The organism is Paraburkholderia sp. BR10141 (assembly GCF_056155635.1).
Genome location: NZ_JBMIQH010000049.1, coordinates 19253 through 45314, shown reverse-complemented (window position 1 = coordinate 45314; position 26062 = coordinate 19253). Strand labels below are relative to the sequence as shown.

Genomic DNA, 26062 nt, shown 5'->3' with positions numbered 1-26062 from the left:
TCGTCGAACTGAACGAGGCCTTCGCGTGCCAGGTGCTCGCGGTGCTCAAGGGCTGGGGCTGGCACGACGAAGCGCGGCTGAACGTGAACGGCTCGGGCATTTCGCTCGGTCATCCGATCGGCGCGACCGGCGTACGTATGCTCACGACCTTGCTTTACGAACTGCAGCGCCGCAAGGGCCGCTATGGCCTCGAAACCATGTGCGTAGGCGGCGGCCAGGGCATCGCGGCGATTTTCGAGCGGGCGGCTTGAGTACGAACGCTTCGCATCCCTACGGAACATAACAAGGAGGAGACGATGCTCGATGCACTCAACGCGCAGCTCGCCCGGCTGCAAACGCATCCGTTCTATGCGGGACGTCTTCCGGGCAGCGTCGCGAGCGCGGCGGAGTTCGCCGAGCGCGTGCCGCTCATGACGCGCGCCGAACTGGTGGCCGAGATGAATTGCCCCGGCTACGGCGCGTTTGCGCCGGCCATTCCGCCGGTGCGCGTGCACCTCACGCCGATGGGCGCTTCGCTCGTCCCGATCCTGCAGAGCGCGGCCGATCTGCGTGCCATCGAAGCCGCGTGTGGGCAGCATCTCGACGCGTGCGGCATCGGCCCCGGCGACGTGTGCATGGTGACGTTCGGCTATCACCTCTTCGTTGCGGGGCTTTTCTATCAGACCCAGATGGAAGCGCGCGGCGTGGCGTGCATTCCGCATGGCCCGGGCGAGACCGAGCGCGCGGCACGTGTCGCGCAGCAGTGCGGCGTGACGGTGCTGGCCGGCAACCCGTCGCATGCGCTCAAGCTCATCGAAGCGGGTTGCCCCGTGCCGCGCGTGTTCTTCGCGGGTGGCGAAGCGTTCACGGGCAATGCCGCGCTGTACGCACGCGTGCGCGAAGCGATGCCGGGCACGTTGTTGATCGACAGTTACTCGCTTTCCGAATGCCTGCCGGTGGCGCGGACATTCCCCGGTGGTACGGGGGTGCATGTGTTCGACGAACTGCTGTACGCCGAAGTCATCGACCCGGACACCGGCAATCCGGTTGCCGAGGGCGAACGTGGCGAACTCGTGCTCACGCATCTGAACAAGGAACTGCAACCGCTCGTGCGCTATCGCACTGGCGACCTAACCTTGCTCGAGCGCACTGCGCCCTTGCATGGGCGCACGGTGGCGCTGCCGCGCGTGGTGTTCGGCCGCGCAGATTCGATGGTGAAGATCAAGGGCGTGAAGGTCTACCCATCCGAATTGAAGACGGTGCTGCTGGGCCTGGAGGGCGCGACGGGCGCCTATCGGCTCGTGGTCGGCACTAAGACTCATGGTGGCGACCATCTGACGCTGCAGGTGGAAGGGACGGTGCAGGGCGGTGCGATCGAGGCCATAGCCGAGCGCTTCAAGCGCCAGACGCTCATACACGCGGACGCCATCGAGACGGTCGCGAAGCTCGAAGGCGCGGCACTCGTAGAAGATCAACGGAGAGAGACGACATGAATGCAAGCGCAACGCACGCCCCAACCCCGTGGCGACTCGTCGTAGGCGGCCACAGCTACGCGGACTTTTCCATTTCGGTGTCGCCGGCCGTCGAGTGCGCCGTGGCCGAGAATCTCGTACCGCCCACGGTCTATCTGAACGTCTTCAACGAAGACAGCATCACCGTAGGCGTGAACGAAGATCCGAACCAGGTGCTCGATCTGCCGTTCTGCCGCGACAACAACGTGCTCGCGCGGCGGCGCGTGAGCGGCGGCGGCGCGATTTACGCGGGGCGCGGCTCGGCATTTCTCGCGTTCTATCTGCCCATCGGTCTGCCCGGCGTGCCCCAAACGGCGGCGCAAGCGTTTCCGACGATACTGGGCCACGTCGCCGAAGCGCTACGCGATGTGTTCGGCCTGCAAGCCGCTTATCGGCCGCTGAACGACGTCGAGATCGACGGACGCAAGCTCGTGGCCACATCGCTGAAGATCGAAGGCGGCGTGCTGACGTTCCGCATTTTGCTGAACGTGAAGGCGATCGACACGGCAATCGCGGCGCGCGCCATGCCCATGGCGCCAGAGAAGGTGAAGGACAAGAAGCACAAGGATCTCGGGTCGCGCTACACGTTTCTGGAGCAGGAACTCGGCCGCGAGGTGAGCGCCGATGAGTTGACCGCGTGGGTCACGGCCTGCGTTCGCCGCACGTTCGGGGAAGTGGCGCTCGTATCTGGCGCGCTCGGCAGTGAAGAACTCGTTTTTGCCCGGCAATACGAGCGCGAGCTGCACGAAGAGAGCTGGTTCCATGAGAAGAGCGAGGCCGCGCGTTACAGTCCAATCAGCGCGATGGGAGACCGTATCGTGCGCGGACGCGAAAAGGCGCCGGCAGGGCTGATCTGGCTGAGTCTGCTCGTGCGTGACGGCACGGTGGTCAAGGCGATCGTCAACGGCGACTGGCACCCGCGTCCGCTGGCTTCGGTCGCCTGGCTCGAAGACGGCTTCACCGGCCTTGCCGCCACGCGAGAAGCCTGCGCGGCGCATATCGAGGCATTTCTCACGCGTCCCGACGTGGAGTTCGCAGGCGTCGAGCCGGTGCATCTCATCACGGCGCTCGACAAGGCGCTCGCTGAACTCGCAAGCGTAGGGGTGAGCGCATGAGCGAAAAAACGGTGCTGGTTGAACAGGACGCGGGCGTCGCGACGCTCACGTTCAATCGTCCGGAGGCGAAGAACGCGCTCAACGGCGAGATGCGGGTGGAATTGCTCGAAGCCGTGCAGCGCATACGTGCCGACCGCGGCGTGCGTGCGGTCATTTTGCGCGGCGCGGGCAATGACTTCTGCTCGGGCGGCGACGTGCGCGGCATGAACGTGACGAGCGCCGAAACGGGACGCGACCGGATCGACGACCTGCATGGCTGGGTGAGCATGCTGATCGACCTTGACCGCCCGGTGATCGCGGCCGTGGATGGCGTGTGCTACGGCGCGGGCTTCAGCTTCGCACTCGCCGCCGATTTCGTGATTGCCAGCACGCGGGCGCGCTTTTGCATGCCTTTCATGAAAGTCGGTCTCGTACCCGATTGCGGCGCGTTCTATACGCTGCCGCGCGTGGTGGGACTCGCGCGCGCGAAGGATCTCGTCTTTACGGCGCGCGAGGTACGCGCCGCTGAAGCGAAGGAGATCGGCGTGGTGCTCGAAGTCGTCGAGCCCGAACAGCTCCATGCACGCGCTACGCAGGTCGCGGCCAGTCTCGCGACGGCGTCGCCCATTGCGTTCGGTCTGGCCAAGCGCGCGTTGAATCAGTCGCTTGGCAGCGACCTGCGCGCGATGCTCGAAATCGAGTCGGCGGCGCAGGGCATTGCGTTCACGACCGAATTCCATCGCGAAGCCGTGAAGCGCTTTCGCGAGAAGGCCGACCCGCTCTTCAAGTGGCCCGCCGCCGAGGCCTGATCTTTCATCCCACGCACCGCCATGACGATCGACTATCACACCCTGCGCAACTGGCCGTTCAAGGACGTCGAGCAAACCTATACCGCGCGCGACGCCATGCTCTACAGCCTCGCTGTGGGATACGGCGCCAATCCCGTCGATCCGGACGACCTGGCATTCGTCTACGAAAAAGAGTTGCGCGTGCCGCCGACGCTTGCCGTCGTGCTCGGCTTTCCCGGCTTCTGGGCGCGCGACCCGCGCTCGGGCATCGACTGGGTGCGGCTGTTGCACGGCGAGCAGAGCCTCGTGATGCACAAGCCGCTGCCGCCGGCCGCAACGGTGATCGGCCGTTCGCGCATCACGCGGGTGGTCGACAAAGGCGCAGGCAAGGGCGCGCTGCTCGAAATCCAGCGTAGCATTACCGACAAGGCAAGCGGCGACCTGTATGCCACCGTCACGCAGCTCACGTTCTGCCGTGGGGACGGCGGCTTCAGCGCGGACAACGGTTTGAGCGACGAAGCGCCCGCGCCGCCGCCGCCGATGCCCGAGCGCGCGCCCGATCATCATTGCGATCTGCCGACGCGCCCGGAAACGGCGCTGATTTATCGCCTGTGCGGTGACGACAACGCGTTGCATGCCGACCCGCAGGTCGCACGCGCGGCGGGTTTCGAACGGCCTATCCTGCACGGGCTCGCCACGTGGGGCGTGGCCGCGCATGCCGTGCTCAAGACGCTGTGCGCAAGCGACCCACAACGCCTCGCGGCGTTTCACGCACGCTTTACGGCACCTGTGTATCCGGGCGAGACGATCCGCACCGAGATGTGGCGAGATGGCGACGAAGTGAGTTTTCGCGCGCGCGTGCTGGAACGCGACGTGCTCGTGCTCAACCATGGGCGCGCGCAATTGCGCTGAGCGCTATTCTGTATAACGAAGGAAATCAGGACTATGGCCCGTCAACCGAAACCGCTCGTGCGCTCCGATATCGCATACAGCACGCCCGATCGTATCGTCGTGCGAGGCAAGAGCCTGCCCGACGAAGTGCTCGGCCACATGAATCTCGGCGACTTCGCGTTTCTGCAACTCACGGGCAAGGCGGCCACGCCGCAGCAGTCCGCGATGTTCAACGCCATCGTCATCACGCTCGTCGAGCACGGCATGACGCCAAGCGCCATCGCCGCGCGCATGACCTATGCGGGCGCGCCCGAGTCGCTGCAGGCGGCTGTCGCCGCGGGGCTATGCGGGCTTGGCTCGGTGTTCGTCGGCAGCATGGAAGGCGCGTGCCGCATGCTGTCCGAAGCGCTGCCCTATGACGGCCAGTGCGACGACCTGGAGAAACTCGCGGTCGATACCGTCGCCGCATGGCGCGCGCGTGGTATGCCGATTCCGGGGCTCGGCCATCCGCTGCACAAGCCCATCGATCCCCGCACGCCGCGCCTTTTCGAACTGGCCGCGCAAAACGGCATGTCGGGGCGCTATGTGACGCTCATGCAACTCATTGGCGCGGAGGCCGAGCGTGCGTCGGGCAAAGCACTGCCGATCAATGCGACGGGTGCGATCGGCGCGATTTGCTGCGAATTCGGCTTCCCGTGGCGTATCGTGCGCGGCTTCGGCGTGATGGCGCGCGCCATTGGCCTCGTGGGTCATCTGCTCGAAGAAGGCGAGCGCCCCATGTCGTTCGAGTTGTGGCAGCGCGTGGAAGACGAAGCCTCCGCCCATCTGCGCGGCGAAGCGTGAGGCCTGCGCGCGGCCGTGGTTGAAAGCCGCGTGCAAGTATCGGGCCGCAATGGTCGGGGGATTAACGAAAGCGAAAGGGCCGATTCGGCAAAGGCAACTTCGCGAAACGATGTGAGCCGTTCATAGTATGGCCAACAGTCTCGAATCGGAGAAACGCCATGCCGGAATCGCAAACGCCAACGCTCAGTGCGTGGCTCGACAAGACCGAAACGCTCACCGACGATATCACCGCGTTTCCGCTGCGCGCCCTCGCGGCCACGCTCGATCGCGAAGCCCCCGATAGCGCCGTGCCGCCGCTGTGGCACTGGCTCTATTTTCTGCCCGTCTCGCCGCTCGCGCAAGCGGGTCCCGATGGCCACCCGAAACGCGGTGGCTTTCTGCCGCCGGTCGAACTGCCGCGCCGCATGTGGGCGGGCGGACGCCTTACCTTTTACGCGCCGCTGCGCGCGGGCAGCGAGGCCGCGCGCACCTCTACCATCGCGAACATCGAGGACAAGACAGGCCGTAGCGGCCGTCTCGTGTTCGTGACCGTGCAGCATCGCTACGAGAGCGGCGGGGCGCTGTGCATCGAGGAAGAGCACGACATCGTTTATCGCGACGCGCCGCAACCCGGCGCGAGCGCGCCCAAGCCGGTAGTGGCACCCGAAGGCGAGACATGGTCGCGAACGCTCACCGCCAGTGCGCTCATGCTGTTCCGCTATTCCGCGCTGACCTTCAACGGTCATCGCATTCACTACGACTTCCCGTACGTCACGCAGGAAGAGGGCTATCCGGGCCTCGTCGTGCACGGCCCGCTCATCGCCACGCTGCTGCTCGACCTCGTGCACCGCGAGCGGCCCGACGCCACCATCGCAACGTTTGCGTTTCGCGCGGTACGGCCCACGTTCGCAGGCAACGCGTTCACGCTGTGCGGCAAGCTCGCGGACGACGCGCACTCGGTCGAACTCTGGGCGAAAGACCACGACGGCTATCTGACGATGCAGGCCACCGCCACGCTGGCCTGAACGGCAACACGAACTACATAGCGAATTCATATCGATCATGCAAACCACGCAACAAGATTCGTTTCAGGACATCCGCGAAGCCGTGCGCGATCTGTGCCAGCAGTTCTCCGGTGAATACTTCCGCAAGATCGACGAGGCGCGCGGTTATCCCGAGGAATTCGTCGACGCACTCACGAAAGCGGGCTGGCTCGCTGCGCTGATTCCTCAGGAGTACGGCGGATCGGGTCTGGGCCTGACCGAAGCTTCGGTCATCATGGAAGAGATCAACCGCTCGGGCGGCAACTCGGGTGTCTGTCACGGCCAGATGTACAACATGGGCACGCTGCTGCGCCACGGCTCGGCCGAGCAAAAGCGCAAGTACCTGCCGAAAGTCGCGAGCGGCGAACTGCGCCTGCAATCGATGGGCGTGACCGAGCCCACGACGGGCACCGATACCACGAAGATCAAGACGACGGCGGTACGCAAGGGCGACCGCTACGTGATCAACGGGCAAAAGGTGTGGATTTCGCGCGTGCAGCATTCGGACCTCATGATCCTGCTTGCGCGCACCACGCCGCTTGCCGACGTGAAGAAGAAGTCCGAAGGCATGTCGATTTTCGTGGTGGACCTGCGCGATGCGATCGGCAACGGCCTCACCGTGCAGCCGATTCTCAACATGGTCAATCACGAGACCAACGAACTCTTCTTCGATAACCTCGAAATTCCGGCGGAAAACCTGATCGGCGAGGAGGGAATGGGCTTCAAGTACATCCTCGACGGCCTGAACGCCGAGCGCACGCTGATCGCGGCCGAATGTATCGGCGATGGCTACTGGTTCATCGACAAGGTGAGCGCCTACGCCAGGGAGCGCATCGTGTTCGGACGGCCGATCGGACAGAACCAGGGCGTGCAGTTTCCCATCGCGCGCGCGTTCGTCAACGTCGAAGCCGCGAGCCTGATGCGCTTCGAGGCCGCGCGCCGTTTCGACGCGCACGAGGCCTGCGGCGCGCAGGCCAATATGGCGAAGCTGCTCGCCGCCGACGCTTCGTGGGAAGCCGCGAATGCATGCCTGCAGTTCCACGGCGGTTTTGGCTTCGCCTGCGAGTACGATGTGGAGCGCAAGTTCCGCGAGACGCGCCTCTACCAGGTCGCGCCGATCTCGACCAACCTGATCCTTTCGTACGTGGCGGAGCATGTGCTCGGCCTGCCGCGTTCGTTCTGACCGGAGGCGCGCGCCATGAGACCACTCGACGGTATCAAGGTCGTCACGCTCGAACACGCGATCGCTGCGCCTTTCTGCACGCGCCAGCTTGCCGATCTCGGCGCGCGCGTGATCAAGATCGAGCGGCCTGGCGTCGGGGACTTCGCGCGCGGCTATGACGAGCGCGTGCATGGACTCGCATCGCACTTCGTGTGGACGAACCGCTCGAAGGAAAGCCTCTCGCTCGACGTCAAGCACAAAGAGGCCGCGCCGATACTCGACGCGCTGCTCGCCGACGCCGACGTGCTCGTGCAGAATCTCGCCCCGGGCGCCGCCGCGCGACTTGGGCTGAGCTACGAAGCGCTCAGCGAGCGTTACCCGAAGCTGATCGTGTGCGACATCTCCGGTTACGGCGACGACGGCCCTTATCGCGAACGCAAGGCCTACGACCTGCTGATCCAGAGCGAATCGGGCTTCCTCTCCATCACGGGGTCGCCCGGCGAGCCCGCGAAGGCAGGCTGCTCGATCGCCGATATCGCCGCAGGCATGTATGCCTACTCGAACATCCTCAGTGCGTTGCTGATGCGCGGTCGCACCGGGCGCGGCTGCCGCATCGACGTTTCGATGCTGGAGAGCATGGTGGAGTGGATGGGCTATCCGCTCTACTACGCGATCGACGGGCAAACGCCTCCGCCACTCGCAGGCGCTTCGCACGCGACGATCTATCCCTATGGGCCGTTTCCCGCCGGCGACGGCAAGTCGGTGATGCTCGGCCTGCAGAACGATCGCGAATGGAAGCTCTTTTGCGAGCACGTGCTGTCGCAGCCGGAACTCGCCACCGATGAGCGCTTTGCCGCGAACTCCCAGCGTTCCGCGCGCCGTGCGCAACTGCGCGAACTGATCGTCGATGCGTTTTCGAAGCTGACCGCCGCGCAGGTCATTGAACGGCTCGACCGCGCCGGCATTGCCAACGCCCGGATGAACACGATGGCCGATGTTTGGGCGCACCCCCAACTGCAGGCACGCGAGCGCTGGCGCGAGGTGCAGACCCCGGCGGGGACCGTGCCGGCGCTGTTGCCGCCGGGCGCGCCTTGCGCATTCGATGCCCGCATGGATGCCGTGCCCGCGCTCGGTCAGCATACCGAATCAATCCTGCGTGAGGTCGGCTATGACGCGGCGCGCATCGGCGCGCTGCGCGAAGCCGGAGCCATCTCATCGCGCCTCGCGCTTCGCGAACCGACTCCACTGAACTACGCTGCCATGACAGATCATCCCAGCCGCGCGCTCGCGGCCTTCGCCTCGCAACTGCGCTTCGACGCGATTCCGACTCACGTGGTCGAGCGCGCCGTCAATCTTTACGTGGACTGGCTCGGCTCCGCGCTGGGCGGAAAGGGCGCGCGTCCGGTCGAAACGATTGCGCGCTTCGCACGTGCCGCGCGCGGTGGCACCGACGCGCAGGGGCCGTGCGACATCATCATCGACCGCACTCGCACCACGGCGTATTTCGCCGCGATGACCAACGGCGCCGCTTCGCATTTCGTCGAGCAGGACGACGTGCACAACGGCTCGGTGCTGCATCCGGCTACTGTCGTGTTTCCGGTGACGCTGGCACTCGCGCAGGCACTGGGCGCCTCGGGACACGAGTTCATCGCAGCCTCGGTGGCGGGTTACGAGGTGGGCATCCGCGTCGGCGAATTCATGGGACGTTCGCACTACAAGATATTTCACACGACTGGCACCGTGGGCACGATCGCGGCTGCCGCCGCCGCGGGCCGTCTGCTCAAGCTCACACCTGAGCAGCTGCTCGACGCATTCGGATCGGCGGGCACGCAGGCGAGCGGCTTGTGGGAGTTCCTGCGCGACGCGGCCGACTCGAAGCAGTTGCACACGGCCATGGCGGCTGCGAATGGCCTGATGGCCGCCCAGCTCGCGGCGGACGGGTTTCGCGGCGCGCAGCGCATTCTCGAAGGTGCACAGGGCATGGCGGCGGGTATGTCGAGCGACGCCGATCCCGCGAAGCTGGTCGATCGCCTGGGCGAGCGTTGGGCCACGGTCGAAACGTCGTTCAAGTATCACGCGGCGTGCCGTCACACACATCCGGCCGCTGACGCGCTGCTTTCCGTGATCGAAGCGCACGGTCTGAATCCCGACGATATCGCGGGCGTGACAGCGCATGTGCATCAAGGCGCCATCGACGTGCTCGGCAGCGTGGTCGTGCCGAGCACCGTTCACCAGGCGAAATTCAACATGGGGACGGTGCTCGGACTGGTCGCCTATCGCGGCTATGCAGGCGTGAACGAGTTCGAGCGCGACTCCTCGGCGGACGATATCGCCGCGTTTCGCGAACGCGTGACGATGGCGCTGGACGAGGAAGTGGATCGCGCATATCCCGCCCGCTGGATCGGCAAGGTGAGCGTGACGACGCGCGACGGCCGGACGTTGCAGGGCCGCGTGGACGAGCCGAAGGGCGATCCGGGCAATACGCTCTCGCGCGAGGAGATCGGCGCGAAGTTCGTGCGGCTCGCGGCATTTTCGGGCGCAGCGAGCGAAAGCGATGCGCAGCGTCTGCTCGACGCGGCATGGGGCATTGCCGAGGCGCAGCGCGTGGGCGCGCTGTTCGGCGAGAGGATGGGTGTATGAGCGCCGTGCTTTCCCGCTCGTATCTCTTCGTACCGGGCAACCGGCCCGAGCGCTTCGAGAAGGCGCGTGGCGCAGGGGCGGATGCCGTGATCTTCGATCTGGAAGATGCGGTTGCGCTGGACCAGAAGGGCGCGGCGCGCGACGCCGTGCTTGCGTCGCTGGACCCCGTGCGCCCCGTGTGGGTGCGCGTGAACGGCACCGACACGCCCTGGTTCGCCGATGATGTCGCCGCCCTCGCGGGACATGCGGGCGTGGCGGGCATCATGTTGCCGAAGGCGGAAAGCGCGGAGCAGGTCGCGGCGGTGCGCTCAGGCGCGCACGGCGCGCTACACCTGTTGCCGATCTTGGAAACGGCGCGCGGCATTGCGGGCCTGGACGCAGTGTGTCGCGCACAAGGCGTGCTGCGCGTCGCGTTCGGCACGCTCGACTTTCAGGTGGATATGGGTATCGACGGCGACGGCGAGGAACTCGACGCGTTCCGTTCGCAGATCGTGCTGGCCTCGCGCCTTGCGGGCATTGCGGCGCCCGTGGACGGTGTTTCGACCGTATTCGACGATGCCGGTCTTCTCGAGCGTGAAGCACGGCGTGGACGGCGATTCGGCTACGGCGGCAAGCTTTGCATTCATCCGAAGCAGATCGAGCCTGTGCATCGCGCGTACGCATGGAGCGAGGCGGAGCGCGCATGGGCGCAGCGCGTGCTCGATGCGGTGCAGGCGAGTGGCGGGGCGGCGGTGGCGCTCGAAGGCAAGATGGTCGACATGCCGGTGATCCTCAAGGCGCGGCGGATTCTGGGTGCTTGAACGCTTGCCGTCGTCGTAGAAGTTGCTGCGATGAAGTCGATAAAGAAGGCGCCTTGTTTTCACAAAGGCGCCTTCCGTTTTTTTGCTGCCAGCCTGGCGGCGGTATTAGCCGATTGCCCGAGCGAGTTCCGGTACGGCCGTGAACAGGTCGCCCACGAGGCCGTAGTCGGCCACGCTGAAGATCGGTGCTTCTTCGTCCTTGTTGATCGCGACGATGACCTTCGAGTCCTTCATGCCAGCCAGATGCTGGATCGCACCCGAGATACCGACCGCCACGTACAGTTGCGGCGCGACGATCTTGCCGGTTTGACCGACCTGGTAGTCGTTCGGCACGTAGCCAGCATCCACCGCCGCGCGCGATGCGCCGAGTGCGGCGTTGAGCTTGTCCGCGAGCGGTTCGAGAACCTTCGTGTAGTTCTCGCCGCTGCCGAGACCGCGGCCGCCCGAGACGATGATCTTCGCGCTCGTGAGTTCCGGACGGTCGAGCTTGGTCACTTCGCGGCTCACGAACTGTGAGAGTCCGCTGTCGGCTGCGGCTTCGATCTTTTCGATCGCTGCGTTGCCGCCAACGGCAGCGACTGCATCGAACGTCGTCGAACGGACCGTGATGACCTTGATCGGATCGACCGACTGCACCGTCGCGATGGCATTGCCCGCGTAGACCGGACGCTCGAACGTGTCGGCGCTGTGCACCGCGATGATGTCGCTGATCTGGGCGACGTCGAGCTTCGCGGCAACGCGCGGGGCGACGTTCTTGCCCGCGGCTGTTGCCGGGGCAAGGATGTGCGAGTAGTTCCTTGCGATATTGAGGATCGTCGCTTCGACGTTTTCCGCGAGACCTTGTTCGAGTTGCGGCGCGTCGGCAAGCAGCACCTTTGCGACGCCTGCGATCTGCGCGGCTGCATCGGCAGCGGCCTGTGCGTTGTGGCCCGCAATCAGTACGTGCACGTCGCCGCCAATTTTCTGTGCTGCGGCGACCGTGTTCAGCGTTGCAGCCTTGATCGACTGATTGTCGTGTTCGGCTATTACCAGATTCACCAGATTCGTCATTTGTTTCGCTCCCCTTACAGCACCTTGGCTTCGGTTTTCAGCTTCTCGATCAGCGCCGCAACGTCGGGCACCATCACGCCTGCCGAACGCTTCGGCGGCTCGGCAACCTTCAGCGTCTTCAGACGCGGCGCGACGTCGACACCCAGGTCTTCAGGCTTGAGCGTCTCCAAAGGCTTCTTCTTCGCCTTCATGATGTTCGGCAGCGTGACGTAGCGCGGCTCGTTCAGGCGCAGATCCGTCGTAACGACTGCGGGCAGCTTGAGCGACAGCGTTTCCGCGCCACCGTCCACTTCGCGCGACACGGTCGCGTTGCCGTCGGCCACGACCACCTTCGAGGCGAACGTCGCTTGCGGCAAGTTTGCCAGCGCAGCGAGCATCTGCCCGGTCTGATTCGAATCGTCATCAATGGCTTGCTTACCGAGGATGATCAGCGACGGCTGTTCCTTGTCGACGAGCGCTTTCAAAAGCTTCGCCACGGCGAGCGGCTGCAGATCGTCGTTCGACTCCACCAGCACGGCACGATCCGCGCCGATAGCGAGGGCCGTGCGCAGCGTTTCCTGGGCCTGCGAAACACCGCACGAAACGGCAATGACCTCGGTCGCCACGCCGGCTTCCTTCAGACGCACCGCTTCTTCAACGGCAATTTCATCGAACGGGTTCATCGAAAACTTCACGTTGGCGATTTCCGCCCCCGTGCCGTCCGACTTCACTCGGACCTTCACGTTGTAATCGACCACCCGCTTGACGGGCACCAGAATTTTCAAGCTCTCTCTCCTCGATAGGGGCAATGCTTTCGTCACTGTGACAGACGCGTGAGCTGCGCGGAATTCAGCTTTGCGGAAGGCGTGCTTCGAGCACGCTAAAGCGGCACCGCGCAACCTGCATGGGCGCGAAGCGTCACATGAAAGCAGCGCGCGTCGCAATCGTCCGTTCGAACGAAGCGGCGCGCGTGCAGGGGAAGGGGGGAGCGTCAGTGCTTCTTGTCGCGCACGAAGCGCAGTGCGAAGCGCACGAGCCGCGGCATGGTCACCGGGCGCAGCAGACGCTTGTCGTAGCCCGCAAAGCGCCGCTCGTTCTCGGCGAGACACAGGTGCATGAGTTCCGGTACGCTGATGTCCACGTCCGTCACCTGCTGCGCGCCGTTCATCGTGAAGTTGTTGTCGTGCCGGTGTTCGTTGCCCTCGGCATCCATGGCGCGCGCGAGGCCAACGCGTTCCCACGCCAGAAAGGCCCAGACGCCGGCCACCTTCAACTCGAAGCGAATGCGTTGCCACCTGTTGAGCCGGACGCGGTGCCAGGCCACCCAGTTCGCGAACAGCAGGATATGGCGGCATTCTTCCTGCATGACGGGCTCGAACGTGTCGATGAGTTCGGGCGGAAAGAGGCCCGAGCGTCGCGCCACTTCGAAGAGGCCGAACGCGAAGAAGCTGTCCACGCATTCGCTATAGCCCGTCACGAGGTAGGCCCATTCGGCGTCCTTGGGGTACACGTAGGGCGGCTCGCTCGCGAGCTTGATGCCGTACGCCGCCACCATGCGCGAGAGCACTTCCTTGTGGCGGTTCTCCTCCCACGCGTTGAGTGCGAGCGCGTCGCGCATTACGGCGTCGTCGAGCGAGGCGGCATAGGCGGCCATGCGCAGGCGCGCGCGGCCTTCCGTTTGCACGGCGATGTCCCAGATGGGCAGATCGGTAATGCGCTTGAGCGCCGCGGCTTCGAGCTGCGGCCAATCGAGTACCGAGGGCCGGTAAGGATTGAAGGTCTCGCGGAACATGCGGCACATTTCGTCGCGATGCACGTCGGAGCCCGGCGTGAGCGCACCGGTGACATGGCTCGTCCAGTGGCGCGTGTTGCGCTCGGCGGCGTCGAGCGTTTCGCGGTCCGGACGCTCGACGGGCAACGCTGGCGCGTGGAAGCCGGGAATCAGTTGCGACGCATCGAAGGCGTCGAGGATCAGGTCGTCCATCTCGCTGTTCTTTTGCTGGCGGCAAAGGCACGCAGTGCAGAAGAGATTGCAGTCGTCGCAAGAGCTTACTTCGAACCGGCGCGATGCGCGATGAGCGCGACGTGCCGTCGAATCGTTAGCTATCGTTCAGACGTCGCGCAAGAAGGCCGACTGCCGCTTCCGATCGAGTCTGTCTCGTTCGGCGCAATAACGGGCCGCCCCATATCGAATCGTTGAACAATCGCGGCGCGAACGAGCGGGCCTGAGCATGGCGGTGCGGCACGCTTGCCGCGTGGGGTAGCGGGTCGTCATGGAAAACGCGGCACACGCGGCAAGTGCGCTCGCCGCGCATCGCGCTTTCGTGGACTTCAACGCAATTGCGCAAAGGCGATCAACAGCACCATCCCGCCGATAGCGCCGTCGAGCACGCGCCATGCACCCGCACGCCGGAACAGCGGCGCAAGCACGCGTGCGCCGTAGCCGAGCGCGACGAACCACACCGCGCTCACGGACATCGCGCCGATCGCGAAGGCGAGGCGGCTGCCCTGCGGTTCTCTCGCGCCAGCCGTGCCGATCAGCAGGAAGGTGTCGAGATACACGTGCGGATTGAGCCAGGTGAACGCGAGCGTCATGAGGATGATCGGCCAGGCGCGCTGTTCGGGCGCATCCGCCGCGGCATGGCTGTCCAGCACCGCGTGCGACGGGCGCACCGCACGGCGCAGCGCGCCGATGCCGAACCACACGAGCCAGGCGAGCCCCACGTACAGCACGATGTGCACGAAGGTCGGATAGCGCTCGACGAGCGCCGAAGCGCCGCCTACCCCCGCGCCGATCAGCACGAAATCGGACAGTGTGCAGAGCAGGACGATCTTGCCGACGTGCGAGCGCAGGATGCCCTGACGCAGCACGAACGCATTCTGTGCGCCGATCGTGACGATGAGCGAGGCGCAGAGCGCCGCGCCGTGAGTGAAAGCGAGCCAGTTCATGACGGTTGCGAAGAAAGTAGGCGCCGCGGGCGGCGCGGTGCGCAGCGCCTGCGGTCATTGGACATCGACAGGGAATGGCGCTAGTCTGCCGCCATGAGCCGCATAAGCAAAGCTCATTTTCATTAACCGGATTAAGGAACGCTAATGCTCGACTATGCCTTGCTCGATGCGCTCGCCGCCGTCGTGCGGCATGGTTCGTTCGATCGCGCCGCGGGCGCACTCAACGTTACGCCCTCGGCGGTTTCGCAGCGCGTGAAGCTGCTGGAGGAGCGCGTGGGCACTGTGCTAGTGAAGCGCGGCCAGCCTTGTGTCGCGACGGCTTCCGGCGCGTTGCTGTGCCGTCACACGGAGCGCGTGCAATTGCTCGAGGCGGAGCTGGGCGGGGCGATGCCGACCTTCACGAGCGCGCTGGGGGCGGCGCGGCCGACGCTACGGGTGGCCGTGAACGACGACAGCGTGGGTACCTGGTTCATCGACGCCGTGGCGGGCTTCTGCGTCGAGCGCGGCGTTCTGCTCGACCTCGTGATCGACGACCAGGATCACACCGCGCAACGCATGCGCGACGGGAGCGTGCAGGGCGCCGTCACGACGCAGGCCGAACCCGTGCAGGGCTGCCGCTCGACGCGCCTCGGGCGCATGCGCTACCTCGCGGTGTGCTCGCCGGCGTTCTTCGAGCGGCATTTCGCGCAAGGGGTGACGCGCGACACGCTGCGCCACGCGCCGTGCGTCGAGTTCAATCCCAAGGATCAACTGCAAAAGCGCTTTATTCGCCGCATCACGCGCGCGCAGATCGACGCGCCGCTGCACTGGATTCCTCATGTGGCCGGGTTTCTGCGCTGCTGCCTGAACGGTCTGGGCTGGGGCATGTGTCCGGAGCGCATGATCGCGCCGCATCTCGCGCTTGGCGAACTCGTCGAGCTCACGCCCGGCCGCGCGCTCGACGTCGAACTGTACTGGCAAAGCTGGCGGCTTTCCATTGGCTGGCTCGACGACTTCGGCGCCATGCTCAAGGTGCGCGCCGGCGAATTTCTCGATCAGGGCCGCGGGACATAAGACGCGCGCCGCGCGATAGCTTCATTCGTTTGTCTTTATCCACGGATTCAATGGTGGATTAGTGTGCTGACTTTCGGTGCGCACGACAGGGCTCGTAACATCACCGTTTTGTTGCTATTTCTCTCCTGCGAGTTGCACAATGTCAGCATTGGGTCGCGGCAATGCATCTAAAGCAATATCCAAAATCCATTAATTGCTTTTCGAATAGTGGAATGCTTCGATATTCTATGGGTGTGGAGAATGCAAGCTTCGTGCGAGAATTTCGCGACCAATAGACTGACGTTTAGTATGTGATATGTCTGATGCACCGATGTCGAATAGATGCATTGCGTTTCATTGATCGGTCACGTCCCGTGTGTAAGAGTGGAGCCGTCGCGATGCCGGTAAAGACCGCGAGACCGGCCATGGGCGGGCATTTTGGGCTTTATGCGCGCGCGTGGCGCAGCGGGCGCTGTAACAATTCAGTTATGTGGAAAGTCGCGCGACGCGTGACATCCAGGCCTGAAACCGGTTATTTTTTCCGCAGTGAGATTGTTAAGTATCATCAAATCGGCAAAAAAGTTCACGGATGTAAAGAAACCAACATTGGAGGCGTACAGCCGGAACTGAAAGCTCTGCCGTCTCGTCTTTTGCGTTTCGCATTATCGTGTGAAAATTGCGTTTTTCCTGTGGATTGCGAGTTGGACACGCTATAATCCGGACGTGGCAGAGTGCTTATTCGACCGGCATATTTGAATCGTTTCCACGTGCACGAGGTGCATTATGACGAAATTAGATACCGGCAGCGTTTGGCAACAAACCATTGACCTTCTGTCCGCGGCTTCCGAGCCGTTAAGCCTGGACGGCGAATTCGAAGGCGGCAGAAGCTGCAAACCGGTACCCATCACACGCGGCGCATCGGAGGCGGCGAACCGGCGGCGTGCCACCGTCCGTTCGTGGGATGCGCAGGGCATCACCTTGATCCGGCGGCATGATCCGGACAGCATCACCGTTTGCTGGAGCGACGCCACCTATGGCCGTTACTCCGACCAGTTGTGGCGGGTCTGCACGGCGCGCCGCAGCGCCGTTTGTGCGCTGACCGGCGAGAAGATCCGCCGCGGCGACGCGGTGTTCCGGCCGAGCCCCAATCGCCGTCACCGCCCGGCCAATGCCGACGCGATGATCCTCGCGAGCAAGCTCGACAACCTGCCCAACGCCGTGGTCGCGGCGCGTCTGGACGAGGCGCTGGCCGCCTGAGCGGCGTCCCAGGGCGCACCGGTCGCCCGCGCGGGTATGCCACCCGCCGCTCACATGCCACGTGGCTGGTTACACCTCGTCATGCTCATGTCATGAACTGCACAAGAACAAAACGGCGCCCCAAGGGCGCCGTTGTTCGTTTGCAGGGTGAAAGGCGGGTCGCCGCCATCCGTCGGCGCAGGCGCAACCGGCGCCCGCCCCGGCGGCGCACCGCTCACACGGTGGCGTCGCGGGCGTTTTCCTCTTCGAGCGCGTCGCGCGTCTCGGGCATCGCAAGCCAAACCAGCAGCACGGCGGCGGCGCCTGCGCTCGCGAGCGCGAGGAAGCTCACCGTATTGCCCAGGTGATCGGCGATAAAGCCGGCAAGGGCCGTCGAAAGCGTCGCCCCGATCCCCGCCGACAGTCCGAAGAGCCCGATACACAGGTTGTAGCGGCCCTTGCCCCCCGCCACGTCGGCGGCGATGAGCGGCAGCATCACGCCGAACACGGCGGCCGACAGGCCGTCGAGCATCTGCACCGGGACGAGGAAGTAGGGGTTGCCCACGGCGGCGAACAGCAGCGCCCGCAGCGGCAGCGCGCAAAAGCCCAGAATCAGCACGGGGCGGCGCCCCCAGGCCTGCGCGGTGCGGCCGACCCAGGGTGACATCAACGCGACGATGGCTTGCGGCACGATGATGCACGCCGCGATCACGAGCTGAACGTTGTCGCCCATGCCGGCCGTCACTTCGCCGGCGGCGAGGTTGAGCATCGCGGCGTTCGAGAGGTGGAACAGCACCACACAGGCCGCGAAGGTCAGCATGCGCCGGTCGCGCAGCAGGTCGAGGATCGTTTCGCGCGGTTCGCCGGCAACTGCCGCGGCGGCCTTGCCGGGCCTGGCCGCGGGTTTGGCGTAGGCGGCGTTCTGGTCGTACTCGATCATCGCGAGCGCGACGAGCGCGGGCAACGCGAGCGCAGCCGTCAGCCAGAACACGGAGCGCGGCGACCAGTACTCGCCGCACAGGCCCATCAGGCCGGCGGCCACCGCGCTGCCGATCGAGGCCCAGCGCGCGTTGCGGCCAAGCCGGTCGCCCAGGTTCTGGCGGCCCACCAGCGCGAGGGCGAGCGCCGCCATGGCCGGCACGAGCATGCAGCTGGCGAAGCCGTGGAAGACCTCGGCGGCCATCACCGCCACGACGGTCGGGCTCGCGGCGAGCAGGACGGCAGAGATGATGATCGCGATGATCGCCCACGCGGCGGCGGCCTTCTTGTTGCGCAGGGCGTCCACAGCGGCGCCGCCCGGCACCTGGCTCACCATCGCGCTGATCGTGCCCACAGAAAGCGCCAGGCCGATCTCGCCCTGGGTCCACTTGTGCGATGCCAGATACGACGCAATGAACGGCCCGAAGCCCGTCTGTACGTTCGCCACGAAGAAGTTCAGCCAGTCGAGCGCGCGCACGCTGCGCTGGCCTGGATTGGGTTGTTGCATGGTGCCGTCCGTCATTTGGCACCGTGGGCATTGGCCGCCGAGGCGACGGGCGATGCAGCGGGCGCGGCTTGCGCAGCCGAAGCAGCCGAAGTGGCGGAAGCGGCCGAAGCGGCCGGGGCCGGGGCCGGCGGCGGCGGCGGGGCGGCGGGCGTCACCGCGTGCACCGGCTGGTCGGGTGCGTAGGGCGGCGAGGCATCCACCTGCTGGTCGCTCATTTCGAGCTGCGCTTCGAGCGTGTTGTTCTTCGTGACGAAGTGCAGCGCCGACCAGTCGGCCGCGATCGTATGACGTTTCTCGAGCGTGCCGCTCACGTCGAGCACGACGGCCTGCGGGGCGGCGCTGCCGTCGAGCAGCACGTCGACGACGCGGCCGACCTTGCCGCCGTTGGCGCGTTCCACGTCCGCGTCGAGCATGGGCAAGCGCGTCGCGCTCGCCTCGGGGTTGCCGGGCTGCGGCGCACCGGCCTTGGGCCGGTCGGGAACCTGCAGCTGGCTGGCCGGCAGGGCGAGCGTGATGGCGGGCGTTTTCGCCTGGGTATTCACGCGCACACCACTCCACGGGAAGTTGGCCTTGCGGTCGCCAATGCCCATGAAGCCCTGCAGGTTCACCACGACGTCGACGGGCTTGCCGCCGGGGCCCGTGACCATGTCGACGGCGCGGCCCACGACCTTGCCGTCGGTCTTTTGCACTTCGCTGTCGAGCAGCGTGCGGAAGGTGCCGCGCTCGAGCGTGCGCACCTGCACGATGGGCGCTGGGGGCGGCGCCGGCGGGGCGCTGGCGGGCGCGGGCGGCGCCGGCGCGGGACGGCGGCGGTGCACCGGCGCGGGGCGCGGCTTCTTCGGCGCCGGCTTCGCCGTGCTCCCCGCTTCCGGCTCGCTCGCCATCTCGGGCGCGGATGCGGCCTCGGGCTCGCTCGCGGCCGGCTCGGGCTCCGTGGCTACGGGCGCTTCCGGCTCGGGCGGCGGGGCCGGCCGGAACAGGCTGCAGCCCGAGAGCGTGAGCAGCATCAGCAGCGTAAGGGCGTACGGGAAGTGAAAAACGGGACGTGCGCAACGCAGGAAGCCGCGTCTCATCTACTGAAACTCCTTGGAGCAGCCGTCGCGACGCGCGCGCGGCAGGGGAAACCGGGTCGGGATGCGTGAGTGTAACCCGCGCACCCGCCCAATCCGCTTAATGACGGCGTCAAGGCGACCAGCGTGGGCGACCAGCGTGGGCGGCCGGCTGGTCGACTCGCCGCAAGCGCCGCGCCGGGACGATCGCGCTTCGTCATACGAAACCGGCCCCGGTGCGCGCGGCAACGGCCCGCTTCACGCCCAGGTGTAAACGCGGGGCCGGCCTCCGCGCCGTGCCTGTACACGGGCATATAAGCATCGCGGCATGAACGCAATGCGATTCGTGCGATGGGAGCGCAAATCGTGTTCGCCTAACCTTCGCTCCATCCATAAGAGATGTCAAAACGATGAGCGCCTGGAAGTGGAAGAAGGCGCCGGCAACGCGTCGACACGACTAATTCAATTCGAGACGAACCTGATGACGGATCGGGCTGGTGAGCCGTGAACCGTTTCAGCATGCTGATAAAGGAGGCACTCACCATGATCGAACCCCACGCGCAGCCGCTCGCCGGTGCGACCGCCGCCGAAGTCGAGTCCCCGGATTCATTGGGCCCGGCCTCGGGTTTCATCGGCCGTTATTTCGACATTGCCGAGCGCGGCAGCTCGCTGCGTCAGGAGACGATTGCGGGCGTCACCACCTTCCTCGCGATGGTCTATTCCGTGTTCGTCGTGCCGGGCATGCTCGGCAAGGCGGGCTTCGACACCAGCGCCGTGTTCGTGGCCGTGTGCCTGACCACGGCGTTCGGCTCGCTGCTCATGGGCCTGTGGGCGCGCCTGCCGATCGCCATCGGCTGCGCCATTTCGCTGACGGCGTTCACCGCCTTCGGCCTCGTGCTCGGCAAGGGCCTGAAGCCCGAAGTCGCGCTCGGCGCGGTGTTCCTCATGGGCCTCGTGTTCACGGGCATTTCGGTGACGGGCGTGCGCTCGTGGATCCTGCGCAACCTGCCGCACGGCATCGCGCATGGGACGGGCATCGGCATTGGCCTCTTCCTGCTGCTGATCGCCGCCAATGACGTGGGCCTCGTGGTCAAGAATCCGGGCGCGGGCCTGCCGGTCTCGCTCGGCCATATCACCTCGCTGCCCGTGATCCTTTCCGTGGTCGGCCTCGCCGCGATCTTCGGCCTCGTGCGCCGCCGCGTGCCGGGCTCGATCCTGATCGTGATCGTCGCGATCTCCGCGCTCGGTCTCGCCATCGATCCGGCCGTGAGCTTTCATGGCGTGTTCGCGTGGCCTTCGCTGTCGGCGCCGGGCCATGCCTCGCTGATCGGCGCGATGGACATCAAGGGCGCGCTCTCGCTCGCCGTGCTGCCGAGCGTGCTGGCGCTCGTGATGACGGCCGTGTTCGACGCGACCGGCACGATCCGCGCCGTGGCAGGGCAGGCGGGCCAGCTCGACGCGAACGGGCGCATCGTCAACGGCGGGCGCGCGCTCACGGCCGACTCGGTCAGCTCGATCTTCTCGGGCTTCCTGGGCGGCGCGCCGGCGGCGGCCTATATCGAATCGACGGTGGGCGTGGCCGCGGGCGCGAAGACGGGCCTCGCCGCCGCCACGGTGGGCGTGCTGTTCCTCGCGGTGATGTTCTTCGCGCCGCTCGCGGGCCTCGTGCCCTCGTATGCGACGGCGCCCGCGCTGATGTACGTCGGCCTCATGATGCTCTCGAGCGTGAGCCGCCTCGACATGGCCGATATGGTCGACGCGATGTCGGGCCTCGTATGCGCCGTGTTCATCGTGCTTACGGCGAACATCGTCACGGGCATCATGCTGGGCTTCTGCACGCTCGTGATCGGCCGCGTGGTGAGCGGCGAGATCCGCAAGCTGAACGTGGGCACGGTGGTGATCGCCGGCGTGCTGGCCGCGTTCTACCTGGGCGGCTGGGCCATCTGATCATCGGATGACCCGGTCATTCGCCCGGCGGCCATGGCGGCCCGCCCGGGCGGCTGCACGGCCCGCGTCGCTTCACGGCGGCGCGGGCCGTGTGGCTTTTGCGCGCTATGTTCCGGCGCGCTACCCGGGCAGCACGCTGTTGCGAGCCTTGGCCGCTTTGCGCGGCTTGCGTGGCTTGGGCTCCACGCCAATGCGCGGGTCGCGCGCGAGCACGAGCGCGCTCAACTGCGCGGCCGTGTCTTCGAACGCGGCATCGGCTTGCGGCACATAGAGCCATTTGCCGAGCACGGGGTGCACTCGCAACGCCGGCATCGCTTCGATGAGCGACGCATGGTTTTCCCGCGACGTGCAGACCAGCACGCCGTTGAAGGGCGGGTCGCGGTCGGCGGCCACGAGGCACAGCAGGCCGTCGAGATAGGCGGCGTCGCAGCCGAACATCGGCTTGCGGATATAGCCGGCCTCGCGCTCGAAGGCGTCGAAGATCCAGAGCAGTGAGTTGCGGATTTTGGACGGCATGGTGTGATGGGGCGGAGAGAGCGGGGCGCGGCGCGCAGAAATCGCCATTCTAGTGGCGCCGATGCGGCCGTGCGCACCGCCGCTCGCGGACGACTTACGCATCTCTTGACCATCGCTCGCTCGTCGTCTATGCTAAACCACATGGTTAAGTATGAAGACGCCACCCTCGACCGCACCTTCGCGGCGCTCGCCGATCCCACGCGGCGCGCGCTGCTCGCGCGCCTCGCGCAGCACGACGAGCTCTCGGTGAGCGCGCTCGCACAGCCATTTGCGATGTCGCTGCCCGCGGTCATGAAGCATCTGGACGTTCTCGCTCAGGCGGGCCTCGTCACGCGCGCGAAGACCGGCCGCACCGTGGCGTGCCGGCTCGCCGCCGGGCCGATGGAGGACGCGATGCAGTGGCTCGTGCACTATCAACGCTTCTGGAGTGAAACGCTCGATCGACTCGCCGCTTTCGTGGAGGAAGATGCATGTCTACCCAACCCGCAGCCGGACCTGGCAACGCCCCGCAAGCTCCCAGCCTCACCATCCGGCGACGTCTCAACGCCACGGCCGCGAAGGTCTACGCGGCGTGGACGCAGCCGTCGCAACTGATGCGCTGGATGCACCCGTTCGATACCACCTGCATTCACGCCGAAGCCGACGTGCGCGAGGGCGGGCGCTTTCGCGTGATCATGCGCGGTGCGAACGGCGAAGACCACGATGTGAGCGGCACGTATCTCGAAGTCGTGCCCGACGAAAAGCTCGTCTTCACGTGGGCGTGGCGCAGCACACCGGAGCGCGAGTCGCTCGTCACGGTGACGCTGCGCGCCGACGGGTCCGCCACCGACCTCACGCTCGAGCACGAACGCTTCTTCGACGAGGCGGCGCGCGACTCGCACAACGAGGGCTGGACGAGTTCGATCGATCAACTGGTGGCGCTGTTCGACTGAACGGCGCTCATTCAAGCGCACGGAGGAATCGAAAGATGGAATCGCACAAGATCGTTTCGCAGACCGAATGGCTGGAGGCCCGTAAGGCGCTTCTCGCCGAAGAGCGCGCCTTCACGCACGCACGCGACGCGCTGGTGGCCAAGCGCCAGGCACTGCCGTGGGTGAAGGTCGAGAAGACCTATACATTCGAGACACCGCAAGGCCCGCGCACGCTTGCGCAGCTATTCGGGCCGCGCAGCCAGCTGATCATTTACCACTTCATGCTCGGGCCGGAGTGGGAAGAGGGGTGCCCGGGCTGCTCGTTCCTGTCCGATCACGTGGACGGCATGCTGCCGCATCTGGAGCATCACGACGTGACTTACGTGGCCGTTTCGCGCGCGCCGCTCGCGCAGATCGAAGCGTTCAAACAACGCATGGGCTGGCGATTTCCGTGGGTTTCGTCGCATGCGAGCGACTTCAACTTCGACTATCACGTATCGTTCAGCGAAGCCGACAAGGCGCGCGGCAAGGCGATCTACAACTACATCGAGCAGGACTACATGAGCGACGAACTGCCCGGCGTCAGCGCGTTTTATCGCGACGAAGCGGGCAACGTGTATCACACGTATTCGACCTACGCGCGCGGTGGAGAGATGTTGATCGGCACCTATGCGATGCTGGAGTTGACCGCAAAGGGACGCAACGAAGAGAAGGACATGCGCGAGTGGATGCGCCACCACGATCGCTATGACGACGCGCCCGCGCCGGCGTCGTGCTGTGCGCACGAGAAGCAGTAGATGCGCTGGGCGGACAGTCGTTAGCGCAACGAAAGAAAGCGGCGCCGGTCGCGAATGAATCGGGAAAAGAGCGCGTTAGAGCGACATGTCGAACGCGGGGCGCAGCAGTACTTCGATCGCCATCACGACGAGTCCCATCGCGCCGGCGGCGAGCGTCAGCGTGCCATATTCGTCGTAGCGCGTGTCGTAGAGGCACGCGACGATGAACAGGATGGCCAGCAGGTTGGTTAGCCAGTAGAAGTTCAGCGCGAGGAGCATCGGCGTATCCGGTACCGGCGGGCAGCGCGCCGGCGGCGAGTGCAAGACGCTCGGATTCTAGCGGAGCGACCTTACGGATACGCAACAATTAGGTGCGCTACAACACTTATTTTTGCGCGATCGGCGCTTTTAGCATCTCGTTGCGGATCCAGTCCGTGACCGAGGTGCGCCGCGGTTGCCAGCCGAGCAGCGTGCGGGCGCGCTCGCCGCGCACGCGGCTGTTCGAGCCGAGGCCGTAGGACGCCATTTCGTAGCCCCATTCTTCGATCGCGGCTTCGAGCGGCCAGTCCTGCGGCGCGCCCAGACCCATCACGTCGGCGAGCGCCGTGGTCATGTCGCGGAAGTTCGCTTCGCCGCTTTCCACGAAGTAGAACGTGCCCGCGGGCGTGTTTTCGAGCGCGAGGCGATAGAGTTCGGCGACGTCGTCGACATGCACGTTCGACCAGATGTTCAGTCCGCGCCCCACGTGACGCATCACGCCGCTCTTCTGCGCCTGGCGGACGAGCCGCGGCAACTGCACGCTCGCGGCGCCCGGCACCGCGCCCACGCCATAGATCAGCGTATTGCAGAGCACGGCACTCTTCACGCCGCGCGCGGCGGCCGCGAGCACGAGATTGTCGATGGCCACGCGCGGCGCCTTGTCGGCGGTCGGCTCGGGCAGGGCGTCTTCGCGATAGATGTGCGCGGTCGCCTCGCCGCCCGACGCGTCGCCCACGATGCTCGATCCGCTCGTATGCAGGAGTGTCTTGCCGGAGCCTTCGAGCGCGTCGATGAGCGCCTCGACCGCACCGCGGTGGTCGCTGCTCGCCGCGTTGATCACGGCGTCGGCGTCGCGTGCTTGCCCCATTAGCGTCGCGCGGTCGTCGAGATCGCCCTGTACGGGCGTGATGCCGAGCTTTTCGAGGTCGGCGAACTGCTCGGGCCGGCGCACGAGGCCCCGCACCGTGTGGCCCGCGCGCACGAGATGCGCCGCGATCGAGCCGCCGATAAATCCGCCTGCGCCTGTCACGAAGACTTTCATGAGTGGCTCCTGATCCTGTCTTGATTGCGATGGAAGCCAGTATCGGGGCATCCGGGTTTTGCAAAAACCGTGTTAGTCTCAAATGAATATTGACTGCGGATCAAGAATGTCCACGATGAAGACGTCGACCGACGAACTGCTCGTATTCGTCACCGTGATCGATGCGGGGTCGATTACCGCCGCGGCCGAAAAGCTCGAGCAGACCGTCTCGGGCGTGAGCCGCGCGCTGACGCGGCTCGAAAAGCAGCTCGGTGTCGCGCTGATCCTGCGCACCACGCGGCGCCTGCAACTCACCGAAGAGGGCGAGCTGTTCCTCGATCGCGCTCGCACGATTCTCGCGGCGCTGGCGGACGCCGAGGAGGCCGTCACGCGCCACCGCGAGCGTCCCTCCGGGCGGTTGCGCGTGGATGCGGCCACGCCGTTCATGCTTCACTGCATCGTGCCGCACGTCGCGGCATTCGCCGACGCGTATCCCGAGATCGAACTCGAACTCACGAACAACGAGCGCATCGTCGATTTGCTGGAGCAGCGCGTGGATATCGCCATTCGCATCGGCACGCTGCAGGACTCCACGCTGCACGCGCGCTCGCTCGGCACGAGCCGTTTGCGCATTGTCGCGAGTCCCGGCTATCTCGCGGCACACGGCACGCCGGGCAGCGTGGCCGCGTTGCGCGAGCATCGGCTGATCGGCTTTACGGCGCCCGCGCATCTGAACGGCTGGCCGCTGCGGCTGGCGGCCGGCGACGAAACGCACACGGCCGCAAAGACCCAGGCGACCGAGCCCGGCTACACGATCGCGCCCGCGCTTTTGGCCTCGAGCGGCGAGACGATCCGCCAGCTCGCGCTCGCCGGCAGCGGCATTGCGTGCCTCTCCGACTTCCTCACGACGGCCGACCGCGAGGCGGGCCGCCTCGTCACCGTGCTCGACGACGCGCTGGTCGAATCGCGCCAGCCGATCCACGCGGTCTACTACCGCAGCGCGGCGCTCGCCGCACGCGTGCAATGCTTTCTCGCGTTTATCGGGGGCAGGCTGCAACTCGACGCGTGACGCGCGCCGGCGGCGCTCTCATGGATAGTCCCAGGCTACACGGGCCGCAAAGG

25 protein-coding genes and 2 pseudogenes are annotated in these 26062 nt (G+C 65.8%); 18 read left to right on the top strand and 9 right to left on the bottom strand.

Going from position 1 to position 26062, the window contains the following annotated elements; genetic code table 11:
- The 11 genes and pseudogenes from ACOJB8_RS37550 to ACOJB8_RS37500 form a co-directional block, all read left to right on the top strand.
- Nucleotides 1-251 (top strand): annotated as a pseudogene (locus ACOJB8_RS37550) (acetyl-CoA C-acyltransferase); the annotation flags it as partial.
- A gap of 45 nt (nt 252-296) precedes the next feature.
- A complete protein-coding gene (locus ACOJB8_RS37545) occupies nt 297-1472 on the top strand; it encodes a phenylacetate--CoA ligase family protein (protein WP_368729627.1) in 1176 nt (391 codons plus the stop codon).
- Complete coding sequence (locus tag ACOJB8_RS37540; protein ID WP_342945538.1) at nt 1469-2605, top strand: lipoate--protein ligase family protein; 1137 nt, start codon at nt 1469-1471, stop codon at nt 2603-2605. The genes ACOJB8_RS37545 and ACOJB8_RS37540 overlap by 4 nt, the downstream gene beginning before the upstream one ends.
- A complete protein-coding gene (locus ACOJB8_RS37535) occupies nt 2602-3393 on the top strand; it encodes an enoyl-CoA hydratase/isomerase family protein (protein ID WP_342945539.1) in 792 nt (263 codons plus the stop codon). The genes ACOJB8_RS37540 and ACOJB8_RS37535 overlap by 4 nt, the downstream gene beginning before the upstream one ends.
- A gap of 21 nt (nt 3394-3414) precedes the next feature.
- Nucleotides 3415-4284: a MaoC/PaaZ C-terminal domain-containing protein gene (locus ACOJB8_RS37530; protein WP_342945540.1), complete on the top strand. Its 870-nt coding sequence runs from the start codon at nt 3415-3417 to the stop codon at nt 4282-4284.
- Nucleotides 4285-4317: 33 nt separating this feature from the next.
- A complete protein-coding gene (locus ACOJB8_RS37525) occupies nt 4318-5106 on the top strand; it encodes a citryl-CoA lyase (RefSeq protein ID WP_368604903.1) in 789 nt (262 codons plus the stop codon).
- 158 nt (nt 5107-5264) lie between these two features.
- Nucleotides 5265-6110 carry an HTD2 family dehydratase gene (locus tag ACOJB8_RS37520; RefSeq protein ID WP_475017185.1) on the top strand — a complete coding sequence of 282 codons (846 nt, stop codon included), beginning with the start codon at nt 5265-5267 and terminating at the stop codon, nt 6108-6110.
- 37 nt (nt 6111-6147) lie between these two features.
- Nucleotides 6148-7311 (top strand): acyl-CoA dehydrogenase family protein, encoded by a 1164-nt coding sequence (locus ACOJB8_RS37515; protein WP_475017183.1) that lies wholly within the window; start codon nt 6148-6150, stop codon nt 7309-7311.
- A 15-nt stretch (nt 7312-7326) separates the two neighbouring features.
- Nucleotides 7327-8502: pseudogene (locus ACOJB8_RS37510) on the top strand (CaiB/BaiF CoA transferase family protein); the annotation flags it as partial.
- Between the two features lie 48 nt (nt 8503-8550).
- Nucleotides 8551-9930: an MmgE/PrpD family protein gene (locus tag ACOJB8_RS37505; RefSeq protein ID WP_368682058.1), complete on the top strand. Its 1380-nt coding sequence runs from the start codon at nt 8551-8553 to the stop codon at nt 9928-9930.
- The gene (locus ACOJB8_RS37500; RefSeq protein ID WP_342945546.1) at nt 9927-10730 is read left to right on the top strand and encodes an HpcH/HpaI aldolase/citrate lyase family protein; all 804 of its coding nucleotides are present in this window, start codon (nt 9927-9929) and stop codon (nt 10728-10730) included. Before ACOJB8_RS37505 ends, ACOJB8_RS37500 begins: the two co-directional genes overlap by 4 nt.
- Before the next feature lie 105 nt (nt 10731-10835).
- On the opposite strand, the gene ACOJB8_RS37495 is transcribed toward ACOJB8_RS37500, so the two are convergent.
- The 4 genes from ACOJB8_RS37495 to ACOJB8_RS37480 all read right to left on the bottom strand — a co-directional run bounded on the left by ACOJB8_RS37495 (nt 10836) and on the right by ACOJB8_RS37480 (nt 14708).
- Nucleotides 10836-11771 (bottom strand): electron transfer flavoprotein subunit alpha/FixB family protein, encoded by a 936-nt coding sequence (locus ACOJB8_RS37495; RefSeq protein WP_342945992.1) that lies wholly within the window; start codon nt 11769-11771, stop codon nt 10836-10838.
- A gap of 23 nt (nt 11772-11794) precedes the next feature.
- A complete protein-coding gene (locus ACOJB8_RS37490) occupies nt 11795-12544 on the bottom strand; it encodes an electron transfer flavoprotein subunit beta/FixA family protein (protein WP_342945547.1) in 750 nt (249 codons plus the stop codon).
- A gap of 206 nt (nt 12545-12750) precedes the next feature.
- Complete coding sequence (locus ACOJB8_RS37485) at nt 12751-13743, bottom strand: ferritin-like domain-containing protein (protein ID WP_342945548.1); 993 nt, start codon at nt 13741-13743, stop codon at nt 12751-12753.
- 347 nt (nt 13744-14090) lie between these two features.
- Nucleotides 14091-14708, bottom strand: a complete 618-nt coding sequence (locus tag ACOJB8_RS37480) for a LysE/ArgO family amino acid transporter (protein ID WP_342945549.1) — start codon at nt 14706-14708, stop codon at nt 14091-14093.
- A 144-nt stretch (nt 14709-14852) separates the two neighbouring features.
- Between ACOJB8_RS37480 and ACOJB8_RS37475 the strand changes: the two genes are divergently transcribed.
- Both ACOJB8_RS37475 and ACOJB8_RS37470 read left to right on the top strand, forming a co-directional pair.
- A complete protein-coding gene (locus ACOJB8_RS37475) occupies nt 14853-15761 on the top strand; it encodes a LysR family transcriptional regulator ArgP (RefSeq protein ID WP_342945550.1) in 909 nt (302 codons plus the stop codon).
- Nucleotides 15762-16523: 762 nt separating this feature from the next.
- Nucleotides 16524-16997, top strand: a complete 474-nt coding sequence (locus ACOJB8_RS37470; RefSeq protein WP_083245099.1) for a DUF3331 domain-containing protein — start codon at nt 16524-16526, stop codon at nt 16995-16997.
- Between the two features lie 214 nt (nt 16998-17211).
- Here ACOJB8_RS37470 and ACOJB8_RS37465 read toward each other — a convergent pair whose 3' ends face one another.
- Entirely contained in the window at nt 17212-18462 is a 1251-nt protein-coding gene (locus ACOJB8_RS37465) for an MFS transporter (protein WP_141710589.1), read from the bottom strand.
- 11 nt (nt 18463-18473) lie between these two features.
- Nucleotides 18474-19535, bottom strand: coding sequence for a PRC-barrel domain-containing protein (locus ACOJB8_RS37460; RefSeq protein ID WP_342945551.1), 1062 nt, complete (start codon nt 19533-19535; stop codon nt 18474-18476).
- A gap of 519 nt (nt 19536-20054) precedes the next feature.
- On the opposite strand from ACOJB8_RS37460, the gene ACOJB8_RS37455 reads away from it, so the two are divergent.
- Complete coding sequence (locus ACOJB8_RS37455; protein ID WP_342945552.1) at nt 20055-21458, top strand: NCS2 family permease; 1404 nt, start codon at nt 20055-20057, stop codon at nt 21456-21458.
- 120 nt (nt 21459-21578) lie between these two features.
- Here ACOJB8_RS37455 and ACOJB8_RS37450 read toward each other — a convergent pair whose 3' ends face one another.
- Entirely contained in the window at nt 21579-21974 is a 396-nt protein-coding gene (locus ACOJB8_RS37450) for a hypothetical protein (protein WP_342945553.1), read from the bottom strand.
- Between the two features lie 141 nt (nt 21975-22115).
- Between ACOJB8_RS37450 and ACOJB8_RS37445 the strand changes: the two genes are divergently transcribed.
- Genes ACOJB8_RS37445 through ACOJB8_RS37435 form a run of 3 tightly spaced genes read left to right on the top strand, consistent with a single transcriptional unit; the run spans nt 22116 to nt 23682 of the window.
- Nucleotides 22116-22568 carry an ArsR/SmtB family transcription factor gene (locus ACOJB8_RS37445; RefSeq protein ID WP_342945554.1) on the top strand — a complete coding sequence of 151 codons (453 nt, stop codon included), beginning with the start codon at nt 22116-22118 and terminating at the stop codon, nt 22566-22568.
- A complete protein-coding gene (locus ACOJB8_RS37440) occupies nt 22502-22906 on the top strand; it encodes an SRPBCC family protein (protein WP_083245139.1) in 405 nt (134 codons plus the stop codon). Before ACOJB8_RS37445 ends, ACOJB8_RS37440 begins: the two co-directional genes overlap by 67 nt.
- A 35-nt stretch (nt 22907-22941) precedes the next feature.
- A complete protein-coding gene (locus ACOJB8_RS37435; RefSeq protein WP_342945555.1) occupies nt 22942-23682 on the top strand; it encodes a DUF899 domain-containing protein in 741 nt (246 codons plus the stop codon).
- 75 nt (nt 23683-23757) lie between these two features.
- On the opposite strand, the gene ACOJB8_RS37430 is transcribed toward ACOJB8_RS37435, so the two are convergent.
- Entirely contained in the window at nt 23758-23940 is a 183-nt protein-coding gene (locus ACOJB8_RS37430) for a hypothetical protein (protein ID WP_069262451.1), read from the bottom strand.
- A 106-nt stretch (nt 23941-24046) separates the two neighbouring features.
- Complete coding sequence (locus ACOJB8_RS37425; RefSeq protein ID WP_342945556.1) at nt 24047-24961, bottom strand: NAD-dependent epimerase/dehydratase family protein; 915 nt, start codon at nt 24959-24961, stop codon at nt 24047-24049.
- 115 nt (nt 24962-25076) lie between these two features.
- Between ACOJB8_RS37425 and ACOJB8_RS37420 the strand changes: the two genes are divergently transcribed.
- Nucleotides 25077-26009: a LysR substrate-binding domain-containing protein gene (locus tag ACOJB8_RS37420; RefSeq protein WP_475017188.1), complete on the top strand. Its 933-nt coding sequence runs from the start codon at nt 25077-25079 to the stop codon at nt 26007-26009.
- Nucleotides 26010-26062 lie beyond the last annotated feature (53 nt).